We start from the raw sequence: 12,213 nt of genomic DNA on the forward strand, positions 1-12,213 counted from the left end.
TGAATTTGGGATTTTTATATTGGAATTTAAAAAATTAGATTTTAAATCTTTTTCTATCAGTTTCAGATAAGTAAATCTTTCTTAAACGAAGTGATTTTGGAGTAACTTCAACATACTCATCTTTTTGAATATATTCTAAAGCTTCTTCTAAAGAGAATTTGATAGCAGGAATAATTCTTGCTTTATCATCAGCTCCTGAAGAACGAACGTTAGACAGTTTTTTCGTTTTAGTAACGTTAACAGTCATATCATCACTACGAGTGTTTTCACCAATTACTTGTCCTTCGTAAATATCTTCGTTAGGATCAACAAAGAATTTACCACGATCTTGTAATTTATCGATAGAGTAAGGAATTGCTTTTCCATTTTCCATAGAGATTAATGAACCATTGTTACGTCCAGGAATTTCTCCTTTGTATGGTTCGTATCCAATGAAACGGTGTGCCATAATAGCTTCACCGGCAGTAGCAGTAAGCAATTGGTTTCTCAATCCAATAATTCCACGAGATGGAATGTTGAATTTAACAATCATACGCTCTCCTTTACCTTCCATAGAAAGCATTTCTCCTTTACGGATAGAAACAAATTCTACAGCTCTACCTGAAAGATTTTCCGGTAAATCGATAGTTAATTCCTCTATTGGCTCACATTTTACACCATCAACTTCTTTGATAATAACTTGTGGCTGACCAATTTGTAATTCATACCCTTCTCTTCTCATTGTTTCAATAAGAACAGACAAGTGCAATACACCACGACCAAAAACCATGAATTTATCAGCAGAATCAGTCTCAGCAACTCTCATCGCTAAGTTTTTCTCTAATTCTTTTGTCAAACGCTCACGAATATGTCTGGAAGTAACAAATTTACCTTCTTTACCAAAGAAAGGTGAATCGTTAATAGTAAACAACATGCTCATTGTAGGCTCATCAATAGCGATAGTTTGTAAAGCTTCCGGATTTTCAAAATCAGCAATAGTATCACCAATTTCAAAACCTTCAACACCTACAACCGCACAAATATCACCAGCTATAACTTCTTCTACTTTTTTACGTCCAAGACCTTCAAAAGTATGTAATTCTTTAATTCTTGATTTGATGATTTTTCCATCTCTTTTTACCAAAGAAATTGGCATACCTTCTTTTAAAACACCTCTTTCCAAACGACCGATAGCGATACGACCCGTAAAAGAAGAAAAGTCTAAAGAAGTAATTAACATTTGTGGCGTTCCTTCAGAAACCTTAGGAGCAGGTACATTAGCAATTACCATGTCCAATAATGGCTCAATGTTTTCTGTTTGATTTCTCCAATCATCAGACATCCAGTTGTTTTTAGCAGAACCGTAAACAGCAGGGAAATCTAATTGTTCTTCAGTAGCACCTAATTCAAACATTAAGTCGAAAACTTTTTCGTGTACTTCTTCCGGAGTACAGTTTTCTTTATCTACTTTATTGATAACAACACAAGGTTTTAATCCTAAATCAATCGCTTTTTGTAATACAAAACGCGTTTGTGGCATTGGTCCTTCAAAGGCATCAACCAAAAGACACACTCCGTCAGCCATGTTCAAAACACGCTCTACCTCTCCACCAAAATCGGCGTGACCAGGAGTATCAATAATATTAATTTTTGTTCCTTTATAAGAAACCGATACGTTTTTAGAAGTAATGGTAATACCTCTTTCTCGCTCTAAGTCGTTGTTATCAAGGATCAAATCTCCAGTATTTTCGTTGTCACGAAATAACTGACAATGATACATAATTTTATCAACCAAAGTGGTTTTACCGTGATCGACGTGGGCAATAATTGCAATGTTTCTAATAGCTTCCATCTGTGATTTTTAATGGCTGCAAAGGTACACTTTATTTTGATATAAAAAATATTTCTCAAACACTTTACAATTTACTTACATTTAACAGCATGACTGGATCATTTTCGAATAAAAATAAGTTTTCATAGATATTTTGCTATTAACAATTATTAATTATATTTGATTAATGAAAAATAAAACCACCCAAATAACAACAATATATATCCTTATTGCCTCAATTTTGGCGGTTTTTCTTTATAAAATTACCTCTTTATACCTCAACCAGGAAGATTACCTCATTTTCAACCTTTTCAAAGATTTCTTTTTGATCCTCTTAACCGGATTTGCTTTTAAATATGTATTATCTAAAAACGAAAGCAAAAACAAAACAATTTTTGAACAATTAGAAAACACCAACAATGAAATAAAAGAATCAAATGAGAAGTATGACATTGTTGCCAAAGCTACAAGTGATACCATTTGGGACTGGAAAATTCAGGAAGACAAAATGATTTGGAGCAAAGGAATAAAAGCTATTTTTGGATACGAAGAAGATCAGGTTGGAGACAGTTCGAGTTGGTGGTTTGGAAACATCCATCCGGAAGACAGTATAAAAATGTCAATAAGACTCTATTCGTTTATAGAACAAAAAACCGAAAAATGGCAAGATGAATACCGGTTTAAATGCGCAGACAACACCTATAAATACGTATTAGACCGAGGTTTCCTTTTAAAAGATGAAAATGGAAAAGCCGTCAGAATGATAGGAGCACTCCAAGATGTTACCAAACAAAAAGAAGAAGAACTCAGACTAAAATTACTGGAAACCGTAATTTTACAAACCAAAGAATCCATAGTAATTACCGAAGCTACTTTTAACGAAAAATTACTACCAAAAATAATCTACACCAACCCTGCATTTACCCAAATGACAGGATATCAACCAGAAGAAATCATCAACAATTCTCTTGATATCCTTAAAGGCCCCAACACCGAATTGAGTGTTATTAAGAAAATAATACAAATAATTCAAAACAAGGAAGAAGGTTTACTTGAAATAAGATGCTATAAAAAAAACAAAACCGAATTCTGGTTGCGTTTTACAATGATTCCTATTTACAATTCTGAAAACGAATTATCTCACTGGGTATCCATTCAAAGAGATGTAACCGAAGAAAAAAATCAGGAAAAAGAAAAAGAACAACTCATTAAAGAACTTACACAAAACAATAAGGACCTAAAACAATTCTCTTATATCACCTCTCACAATCTGAGAGCACCAATGTCTAACTTAACCGGATTACTAAATCTAATTGAAGACATTGAAATTGAAGACCCTGAACTAAATGAGATTGTCAACGGTTTTAGCAAATCAACCCATTTATTAAACGAAACTATCGAAGACTTAACAAAAGTCATGATAATTAAAGACAACACCTCTATTGAAAAAGAAAACATTTCACTCAAAGAGGTTTTCGAAAATGTTTTCAGCCAATTATCCAATCAAATTGAAATAATTAAGCCATACTTAAAATTAGACATTGAAAACGTAAGTGTTCTTAACAGCAACAAAGCATACATGGAAAGCATTTTGCTAAACTTACTCACAAACTCTCTAAAATACAGAGCCACCGACAGAACTTTAAAAATCACCATAATAGCACAACAAAGCGGAAATACCGTAGAACTCATTTTCAAAGATAACGGAATAGGTATTGATTTAAATAGAAACAAAGACAAAATTTTTGGCTTATACCAGAGATTCCACGATTACCCTGACAGCAAAGGACTAGGACTCTACTTAGTAAAATCGCAAGTTGAAGCCATGAAAGGAACCATCAATATCGAAAGCCAGGTAAACAAAGGAACCACATTTACATTAACATTTAAAAGCAAATAAAACATGTTAGATTTAATTCTATGTGTCGATGACGACCCAATAACACTTATGTTATGTAAAAAAGTAATCAGCAAAGCCTCTTTTTCGAATACTATTATTACTGCTAAAAACGGCGAAGAAGCACTGGAATACTTCAACTCAATTATAAATAAAGAAGCAACAAAAGAATTACCTCAATTAATATTTCTAGACCTAAACATGCCTATTATGGATGGCTGGGAATTTCTGGACAATTTCAGCACCGATAAATACGCAGAAGTAAACTCAACCAAGATCGTGGTTTTATCTTCTACAATAGACCCTGAAGACCACGAAAAGTCTAAAAAATACCCAATGGTTATTGATTTCCTTTCAAAACCAATAACCACAAATATGTTAACGTATTTAGAATCTAAAATACAACTCTGAGCAGCAGAATAAAAAAAAAAATTAGCCCATAAAAAAACCTCGAATTTCTTCGAGGTTTTTTTATATCTTAAAATTGTAAAATTACAATTTAGCAACAAATTTAGTTAATTTTGATTTTAAGTTAGAAGCTTTATTATCATGAATAACATTCTTTTTAGCTAACTTATCAATCATTGAAATTACACTTGATAATTTAGCAGTAGCATCCGCTTTATCAGTAGCTAAACGCAAAGCTTTAATGGCGTTACGTGTAGTTTTGTGTTGGTATCTGTTTAATACTCTTTTTTTCTCGTTGCTTCTAATTCTTTTTAAAGCTGACTTATGATTTGCCATTTTGACTTTTTTTTTAATTGTAATAATTATTTTAACTATTAGCTAAAAAAGAAAAACCTCCCACAATTACATTAAACATAATGAAATCACTTTGGTTTTAACTAATAAAATAAACACCAGAGACACTTGCTATTTATTTCATAAAACTATTTCACAACTAATTCTGTAGTCCGTAGGGGAATCGAACCCCTGTTACCAGGATGAAAACCTGGCGTCCTAACCCCTAGACGAACGGACCAATTATTCCTCTAAGTTAGTTAAGTTTTCTACCTTCTAGAAACTTGTAGTCCGTGGGGGAATCGAACCCCCCTTACCAGGATGAAAACCTGGCGTCCTAACCGATAGACGAACGGACCATTTTTCCTTTTAAAAAAGTTCAGGAAAGATATTTTCAATATTTCATTTGTAGTCCGTGGGGGAATCGAACCCCCCTTACCAGGATGAAAACCTGGCGTCCTAACCGATAGACGAACGGACCATTGCGCTACATTATGCTGTGCATTTCTGTATTGCGGTTGCAAAGATACAACTGTTTTTTAATTGCACAATAGCTAACTCAAAAAAAATATATTTTTTTAATATGCCTTTGCAAAAAACACTCTTCTTCCGGAAGGATTCCCAGTAAACACACAGCTTCCCGACTCCTCAACTCCATCCAAAGGAATACATCTTATCGTTGCCTTAGTCAACTCTTTAATCTTCTCTTCTGTAGCCGCAGTTCCATCCCAATGTGCTGATACAAAACCTCCTTTATTCTCCAAAACATCTTTAAACTCTTCAAAACTATTTACTTCGGTAATATGAGTTTCTCTGTAATTAAATGCCTTGTTAAATAAATCTGCCTGGATTTGATCCAATAAATCACTTATAAAAGTCGCAATTCCTTCTTTAGACTTCACTTCTTTTGTCAAAGTATCTCTTCTTGCCACTTCATAAGTTCCGTTTTCAAGATCTTTTGGACCAACAGCAATTCGCACTGGAACTCCTTTTAATTCCCATTCTGCAAATTTAAAACCTGGCTTTTGCGTAGTCCTATCATCAAACTTAACCGAAATACGAAGTTTTCGCAAATCTGCCATCAATTTCTCTACTTCCTCTGTAATTTGAGCTAATTGCTCATCTGTCTTATATATAGGAACAATAACTACTTGTATTGGCGCTAAATTAGGAGGCAATACCAATCCCTGATCATCAGAATGCGTCATCACCAAAGCCCCCATCAATCGGGTAGAAACTCCCCAGGAAGTTCCCCATACATATTCCTGTTTTCCTTCGGCATTAGCAAACTTCACATCAAATGCTTCAGCAAAATTTTGCCCCAAAAAGTGCGAAGTTCCTGCCTGAAGAGCTTTTCCATCCTGCATCAAAGCCTCAATACAATAAGTTTCTTCAGCACCGGCAAAACGCTCTGTTTCGGTTTTCAATCCTTTAACAACCGGAATCGCCATGAAATTTTGAACAAAATCAGCATAAACATTCATCATCTTCTCTGATTCCTCAATCGCTTCCTTTCTTGTTGCATGAGCCGTATGCCCTTCCTGCCATAAAAATTCGGCTGTCCTTAAAAACAAACGAGTACGCATTTCCCATCGAACCACATTAGCCCATTGATTAATCAACAAAGGTAAATCTCTATAGGATTGCACCCACCCTTTATAAGTTGACCAAATAATTGCCTCACTTGTAGGACGAACAATAAGTTCCTCTTCCAGCTTAGCATTTGGGTCAACCATTAATTTTCCTGGTCTGTCAGGATCATTTTTCAATCTATAATGTGTAACCACGGCACATTCTTTAGCAAAACCTTCGGCATTTTTCTCCTCGGCTTCAAACATGCTTTTAGGAACAAACAGAGGAAAATAAGCATTTTGATGTCCTGTTTCCTTAAACATTCTATCTAACTCGGCTTGCATTTTTTCCCAAATCGCATAACCATAAGGTTTAATAACCATACAGCCTCTAACTCCTGAATTTTCGGCTAAATCAGCCTTTACAACCAGCTCATTATACCATTTTGAATAATCTTCTGATCGTGTAGTAAGGTTCTTACTCATATTGAATAGTTTGGCACAAATTTTGTTTTGTTTTATTTAACTAAATAGTTTGGCAAAACTAACTATTTTTGTAATGTGCAACAATAAAAAACCTAACAGATATGAAAACTAATATTTTTTCATCCAAAGAAGTGCAAAATTATCTCTACATTGGATTACTAAGCCTTTTTATGGTTTCTTGTGGTTCTTATCAAAATAGTTCCTATTACGAAACTGATGGTATATACGGCGCTTCAAACAACAGAAATACAGAAACAAACACTGCCTCAGGCAATTATTATAAAGATTATTTCAACTCACTACAAACAGAAAGTGAAACTCCTGAAGTTTTTACCGATATTGACAAATACAGTGATTTCGATTCAGCTGACAATAATTTACCTTCAAGTTATGCAGGTTGGGGCAACAACCAAACCGGAACTATAATTAATGTTTACCCTGACTATTGGGGAATGAATTATGGTTTTGGCTGGAATAACTGGGGTTGGAATAATTGGGGCTGGAACAACTGGGGAATGAATTATGGATTCGGCTGGAACAACTGGGGTTGGAATAATTGGGGCTGGAATTACGGATTCGGGTGGAACAACTGGGGAATGAACTATGGTTACGGATGGAACAATTGGGGCTGGGACAACTACTATTATTACAACCGCCCTAACAACACCAGATACTATTCAAACACTCAAAGCAGAAGAGGCACACCAGCCATTAATTCATCTTACTCCTCAAGAAACTACACCACAGACAGAAGAACCTACAGCACAAACAGAAACTACTCTACGAGCAGAATTGGGACTACCAGAAATTCTACATTTACAAATTCCAGAACATACAACAACAATAACACACCTCAAACAACTACTAACAGAAGGGGTGCTACGCAATACCAAAACAACAATAGCAACACCCAACAAAGTAGAACATATTCCAGAAGCGAAAGCTACACACCTTCAAGATCCTACAGCAGCCCTTCTTATGGTGGAGACAGTGGTGGAAGATCTTCTTATGGCGGTGGTGGAAGCAGCAGCGGAGGAAGCTCAAGATCATCAGGTGGAAGTAGAAGATAACCCCAAACAAGCTTTTTAACTAAAAACCATTCAAATGAAAAAATATCTATTTTTAATACTATCCGGGCTGGCTTTTAACTCTGCACAATCTCAGGAAATCACAAGCGGTTTGCGATTTGCACAGGACAACACCACAGGTACCGCACGCTATAGAGCTATGGGAGGTGCTTTTGGAGCTTTAGGAGGCGATTTATCTTCTTTAAACGCAAACCCTGCCGGTAGTGCCGTTTTTATTAACAACCAGCTAACATTTTCCCTTAGTAATTTTGACATCAATAATAAATCTAATTATTTTGAGGAGCGTACTTCCGAAAAAGACAACTCATTCGATTTAAACCAGGCTGGTGCTGTATTTGTTTTTAACAATCATAGCCCAAATAACAATTGGACTAAAATTGCTTTAGCAATAAATTACGAAAAAACTAACAACCTCAACAACTCTGTATATTCACAAGGAGTCAACCCTACAAACAATATTTCAGAATATTTTTTAAGTTATGCAAATGAAAATTTAAAGAGAGATCAAGCAGGTATCCCATTGAGTACCATTACAGATTTTAACTACTTTCAATTAGACTACGCTGATCAGCAAGCTTTTTTAGGTTACGAAGGCTACATAATCAATCCTGATGAATATAACGACGACAACACTAAATACAATTCTAACGTCCCTGCCGGCGGAAATTACTACCACGAAAACACCATTACATCTCAAGGAAACAATGGTAAACTATCTTTTAACGCTGCAACTTCATATAAAGATCAACTTTATATAGGAGCAACACTTAACTCTCATTTTACTGATTTTAGACAAAACACTTATTTCTATGAAGTAAACGACAATCTAAACAACAATATCGTTGACTTACTGGATACTTCATTTGAAAACGACATCTACACCTATGGCTCCGGATTTTCATTTCAATTAGGACTTATTGGAAAATTGAACGACCAGGTACGTTTGGGACTTTCATACCAATCTCCTACTTGGAACAAACTAAATGATGAATTAAGACAAAATTTAGTTTCAAGCATCCAGGACTACACAGACAACGACAATCCTCCTATAACTTTTACCAATATCGACTCAAACAACACTGTAATTTACAGAACCTATAGACTAAGAACTCCGGGAAAAATCACAGGAAGTTTTGCTTATGTGTTTAACAAAAAAGGATTAATCAGCTTTGATTACGGTTACAAAGATTATGGTAACATCAAATATTCGATAGAAGAGGACAGCAGAAACAGATTAATCAACTCTGATATTTCAGATGCTTTAAAAGGTGTTTCAGAAGTAAGAGTAGGTGGCGAATATAAAATTGAAAGATTAAGCCTTAGAGCTGGATACCATTTTGAAGGAAGCCCATACAAAGACAAGAGAACTGTTGGCAATTTAAACAGCTATTCAACCGGTCTGGGGTATAATTTTGGAGGAACAAGAGCTGATATTTCTTATGCTTACACAAAAAGAAATTCTCAACAAGCTTTCTTTAGCCAAGGTTTTACTGATGGCGCTAAAATCAACTCCATCAACAACACTGTTACCTTTAGTTTATTATTCGAATTATAATTTCTAAAAAAAACAATCTAAAAATAACCGTCTTGACCTTTCACAAACAAGACGGTTATTTTTTTAGCTGTAAAAAACAATTTCTTTTAAAAAATTACAATTCCAAATTTTAATGCAACTACAAAAAAACAGCTAAATCGAAACAATCCCGATAGCTATCGGGACAATTTGAATAAAAAAACGTAATTTTGCACTCCTCCCGAACAATCGGGACACAATAATATGAGAACCAAGTCTTTAAAAAAGAACAAAATAAACGTAATTACCTTAGGGTGTTCAAAAAACATATACGATAGTGAGGTATTAATGGGACAACTTCGCGCCAACGGAAAAGAAGTAGAACACGAAGCACCAGTTGATCAGGAAGGAAATATTATCGTAATCAATACTTGCGGATTTATTGATAATGCAAAAGCAGAATCGGTAAATATGATTTTAGAATATGCCGACAAGAAAGAAAAAGGCCTGGTTGACAAAGTTTTTGTAACCGGATGTTTGTCAGAGCGATACCGACCTGATTTAGAAAAAGAAATCCCAAATGTGGATCAGTTTTTTGGAACTACCGAATTGCCCCAATTATTAAAAGCTTTGGGAGCAGATTACAAACATGAATTATTAGGTGAGCGTTTAACAACAACCCCTAAAAATTATGCTTATTTAAAAATTGCCGAAGGTTGTGACAGACCTTGTAGTTTTTGCGCTATTCCAATTATGCGTGGTGCACACGTTTCGCAACCTATTGAAAAATTAGTAAAAGAAGCCGAAGGTTTAGCCCGAGATGGGGTAAAAGAATTGATTTTGATTGCTCAGGACTTAACTTACTATGGTCTTGATATTTATAAAAAACGCAACCTTGCCGAATTATTAGAGGCATTGGCAAAAGTAGAAGGAATCGAATGGATTCGTTTGCATTATGCCTTCCCTACCGGTTTCCCAATGGATGTATTGGACTTAATGAAACGCGAACCTAAAATTTGCAATTATATTGACATTCCGCTACAACATATTTCTGATTCTATTTTGAAATCGATGCGTCGTGGAACCACACAGGCTAAAACAACTCAATTATTAAAAGACTTTAGAGCAGCAGTTCCGGGAATGGCCATCAGAACAACATTAATAGTTGGTTATCCGGGAGAAACTCAGGAAGATTTCGAAATTTTGAAAGATTTTGTTCAGGAAATGAAATTTGACCGCATGGGATGTTTTGCCTATTCTCACGAAGAAAACACACATGCTTATTTATTAGAAGATGATGTTCCGGATGATATCAAACAAGATCGTGCCAATGAAATCATGGAATTACAATCGCAGATTTCATGGGATTTGAATCAGGAAAAAATTGGACAAACATTCAAATGTATCATTGACAGAAAAGAAGGCGGACACTTTGTTGGTCGCACCGAATTTGACAGCCCGGATGTTGACAATGAAGTACTAATTGACGCTTCAAAATATTATTTAAAAACAGGCGATTTTGCTATGATTAAAATTATAGATGCAACAGAATTTGACCTTTATGGAGAACCCGCATAAAAAATAATTTTAGTTATCTAAAAAAACAATTATGAACAAGACACAATTTTTCTTTGTATTAGCGTTTATAACTATATCCTTTAATACAGCTTTTGCACAATATGGTTACGGAAACGGATACGGTAACGGATATGGTGGTTATGGAATGGGTAGAAATAGCATGAGCCAAATGAATCAAGCCGATATGAAACCAAAAGAAATTCCGGTTGAAGTAACGGTTGCTAAGATAATGGAAAAACTAAAACCTCAATTAAACCTTGACGAATTGCAAACTATTGCTATTGGAAATGTTTATACTGACATTATAAAGTCGCAAACAGCAATAATGAAAGACGAAAAATTGAGTCAACAAGAAAAGTCTAACGAAATAAAAGCTCTTTTTGAAATAAACGAAAGAAAAGTAAACGAATACTTAAACGAAGAGCAAAGACAAAAATACAAAGCTCTAAAAGAAGAAGGCGGAAATAACAAAAAAGAGAAAGAGAAAAAGAAAAAATCAAAAAAGGAAGACGAATAGTTTTCCTTTTTTTAAATAAAAATAGATTCAAAATGAACAAACATCTTAGCTATTTAATTTTTGCATTAATCATTGCATCATGCTCGACTAATCCTTATAAAAAAAGCGAGAAAGAATACGATACAAAACTAAAATCTTTCAAAGATCAAATTTCAGCTAAAGACCCCGAACCTTTACCTGTAGTTAACAAAACAATTATAAGTATCGATAGCGTTTACAGCAAACAATTATATACTTTTAAAGATAGTATCTTCAAAGTGGGCTCAACACAATTAAGTAATAACATATACACAGAATGGATAAGTACCGTCAATTTCAATCTTAGAAAACCTAATTTTATTATTATCCACCACACTGCACAGGACTCACTTCAGCAAACAATTAAAACCTTTACTAAAACCAGCACCCAGGTAAGTGCACATTATGTAATTGCCGATGACGGACATGTAGTTCACATGCTAAACGATTATTTACGCGCCTGGCATGCCGGAGTAAGTTCGTGGGGAAAAAACACTGATATTAATTCTTCTTCCATAGGAATTGAATTAGACAACAATGGTAGCGAACCTTTTTCTGAAGCTCAAATTACCAGCTTGATGGCTCTTTTGAGCAAATTGAAGAAAGACTACAATATTCCTGCTCAAAACATAATTGGTCATTCTGATATTGCTCCCAGTCGAAAAAAAGACCCAAGCGGCTTATTTCCATGGAAAACTTTGGCCGAAAACGGATTCGGAGTATGGAAAGACGACGAACTTCCCTTAGCCCCTTTTGATTTTAATGCCGAATTGGCACTGCAAATTATTGGCTACAACACAAAAAACTTAAGTGCAGCAATCACAGCGTTCAAACTACACTATATACCAGAAGAAGCCAATGCTGTTTTAGATCAAAACACTATCAACACCATTTATTCTATTTATTTAAAACAATAAACAAATCTTAGTTGAAGCCAAAAAAAGTTCTTTGAGAAATCCTCAAAGAACTTTTTTTATTCCTAAATCGCACCAAA

Annotated in this window: 10 protein-coding genes and 3 tRNA genes; 7 read left to right on the forward strand and 6 right to left on the reverse strand. The window is 34.8% G+C overall.

What is annotated here, in order from left to right:
- Positions 1-34: 34 nt before the first annotated feature.
- Positions 35-1,831, reverse strand: a complete 1,797-nt coding sequence (gene typA, locus BIW12_RS01160; protein ID WP_071183433.1) for a translational GTPase TypA — start codon at positions 1,829-1,831, stop codon at positions 35-37.
- A gap of 166 nt (positions 1,832-1,997) precedes the next feature.
- Here typA and BIW12_RS01165 point away from each other — a divergent pair, with 166 nt between their 5' ends.
- Positions 1,998-3,710, forward strand: coding sequence for a sensor histidine kinase (locus BIW12_RS01165; protein ID WP_071183434.1), 1,713 nt, complete (start codon positions 1,998-2,000; stop codon positions 3,708-3,710).
- A gap of 3 nt (positions 3,711-3,713) precedes the next feature.
- Entirely contained in the window at positions 3,714-4,118 is a 405-nt protein-coding gene (locus BIW12_RS01170; RefSeq protein ID WP_071183435.1) for a response regulator, read from the forward strand.
- A gap of 81 nt (positions 4,119-4,199) precedes the next feature.
- Here BIW12_RS01170 and rpsT read toward each other — a convergent pair whose 3' ends face one another.
- The 5 genes from rpsT to proS form a co-directional block, all read right to left on the reverse strand.
- Positions 4,200-4,451 (reverse strand): 30S ribosomal protein S20, encoded by a 252-nt coding sequence (gene rpsT / locus BIW12_RS01175; protein WP_071183436.1) that lies wholly within the window; start codon positions 4,449-4,451, stop codon positions 4,200-4,202.
- A 166-nt stretch (positions 4,452-4,617) separates the two neighbouring features.
- Positions 4,618-4,689, reverse strand: a tRNA-Glu gene (locus tag BIW12_RS01180).
- A 46-nt stretch (positions 4,690-4,735) separates the two neighbouring features.
- A tRNA-Glu gene (locus tag BIW12_RS01185) sits at positions 4,736-4,807 on the reverse strand.
- Positions 4,808-4,857: 50 nt separating this feature from the next.
- Positions 4,858-4,929 (reverse strand) — tRNA-Glu (locus BIW12_RS01190).
- Positions 4,930-5,026: 97 nt separating this feature from the next.
- The gene (gene proS / locus BIW12_RS01195; RefSeq protein ID WP_071183437.1) at positions 5,027-6,505 is read right to left on the reverse strand and encodes a proline--tRNA ligase; all 1,479 of its coding nucleotides are present in this window, start codon (positions 6,503-6,505) and stop codon (positions 5,027-5,029) included.
- Positions 6,506-6,606: 101 nt separating this feature from the next.
- On the opposite strand from proS, the gene BIW12_RS01200 reads away from it, so the two are divergent.
- The 5 genes from BIW12_RS01200 to BIW12_RS01220 all read left to right on the forward strand — a co-directional run bounded on the left by BIW12_RS01200 (position 6,607) and on the right by BIW12_RS01220 (position 12,136).
- On the forward strand, positions 6,607-7,575 hold the full coding sequence (locus tag BIW12_RS01200; protein ID WP_071183438.1) for a hypothetical protein: 969 nt from the start codon (positions 6,607-6,609) through the stop codon (positions 7,573-7,575).
- Between the two features lie 34 nt (positions 7,576-7,609).
- Positions 7,610-9,148 carry an OmpP1/FadL family transporter gene (locus BIW12_RS01205; protein ID WP_071183439.1) on the forward strand — a complete coding sequence of 513 codons (1,539 nt, stop codon included), beginning with the start codon at positions 7,610-7,612 and terminating at the stop codon, positions 9,146-9,148.
- A gap of 222 nt (positions 9,149-9,370) precedes the next feature.
- The gene (gene rimO, locus BIW12_RS01210) at positions 9,371-10,684 is read left to right on the forward strand and encodes a 30S ribosomal protein S12 methylthiotransferase RimO (protein WP_071183440.1); all 1,314 of its coding nucleotides are present in this window, start codon (positions 9,371-9,373) and stop codon (positions 10,682-10,684) included.
- A gap of 31 nt (positions 10,685-10,715) precedes the next feature.
- Positions 10,716-11,201: a hypothetical protein gene (locus BIW12_RS01215; protein WP_071183441.1), complete on the forward strand. Its 486-nt coding sequence runs from the start codon at positions 10,716-10,718 to the stop codon at positions 11,199-11,201.
- 32 nt (positions 11,202-11,233) lie between these two features.
- Positions 11,234-12,136: an N-acetylmuramoyl-L-alanine amidase gene (locus tag BIW12_RS01220; protein ID WP_071183442.1), complete on the forward strand. Its 903-nt coding sequence runs from the start codon at positions 11,234-11,236 to the stop codon at positions 12,134-12,136.
- The last annotated feature ends 77 nt before the right edge of the window (positions 12,137-12,213 follow it).

Source organism: Flavobacterium commune (assembly GCF_001857965.1).
Lineage (GTDB): Bacteria > Bacteroidota > Bacteroidia > Flavobacteriales > Flavobacteriaceae > Flavobacterium > Flavobacterium commune.

Coding starts and splice junctions, on each gene's coding strand:
- typA (WP_071183433.1), bottom strand. CDS start 1,831: ATGGAAGCTATTAGAAACATTGCAATTATTGCCCACGTCGATCACGGT.
- BIW12_RS01165 (WP_071183434.1), top strand. CDS start 1,998: ATGAAAAATAAAACCACCCAAATAACAACAATATATATCCTTATTGCC.
- BIW12_RS01170 (WP_071183435.1), top strand. CDS start 3,714: ATGTTAGATTTAATTCTATGTGTCGATGACGACCCAATAACACTTATG.
- rpsT (WP_071183436.1), bottom strand. CDS start 4,451: ATGGCAAATCATAAGTCAGCTTTAAAAAGAATTAGAAGCAACGAGAAA.
- proS (WP_071183437.1), bottom strand. CDS start 6,505: ATGAGTAAGAACCTTACTACACGATCAGAAGATTATTCAAAATGGTAT.
- BIW12_RS01200 (WP_071183438.1), top strand. CDS start 6,607: ATGAAAACTAATATTTTTTCATCCAAAGAAGTGCAAAATTATCTCTAC.
- BIW12_RS01205 (WP_071183439.1), top strand. CDS start 7,610: ATGAAAAAATATCTATTTTTAATACTATCCGGGCTGGCTTTTAACTCT.
- rimO (WP_071183440.1), top strand. CDS start 9,371: ATGAGAACCAAGTCTTTAAAAAAGAACAAAATAAACGTAATTACCTTA.
- BIW12_RS01215 (WP_071183441.1), top strand. CDS start 10,716: ATGAACAAGACACAATTTTTCTTTGTATTAGCGTTTATAACTATATCC.
- BIW12_RS01220 (WP_071183442.1), top strand. CDS start 11,234: ATGAACAAACATCTTAGCTATTTAATTTTTGCATTAATCATTGCATCA.